Origin of the sequence: Massilia sp. CT11-108 (genome assembly GCF_047302915.1) — a bacterium.
GTDB lineage: Bacteria > Pseudomonadota > Gammaproteobacteria > Burkholderiales > Burkholderiaceae_D > Telluria > Telluria orientalis.
Map to the genome: position 1 here is coordinate 1 of NZ_JBKYMO010001697.1, position 244 is coordinate 244.

Genomic DNA, 244 nt, shown 5'->3' on the forward strand with positions numbered 1-244 from the left:
GTTCCTTGACGAGCCGACCGCGGGGCTCGACCCGATCGGTGCGGCGGCGTTCGATTCGCTGACCCAGTCGCTGCAGAAGACGCTGGGCCTGACCGTCTTCCTGATCACGCACGACCTCGATACGCTCTACGCGATCTGCGATCGTGTCGCGGTGCTCGCCGACAAGAAGGTGATCGCGGTCGGCACGATCGACGAACTGCTCGCGCTCGACCATCCGTGGATCGAGGAGTATTTCAAGGGGCCG

The 244-nt window shown here is 64.3% G+C and carries 1 pseudogene; it reads left to right on the plus strand.

Annotated features, from left to right (window positions below):
• A pseudogene (locus ACEN88_RS36080) lies at positions 1-244 on the plus strand (ABC transporter ATP-binding protein); the annotation flags it as partial.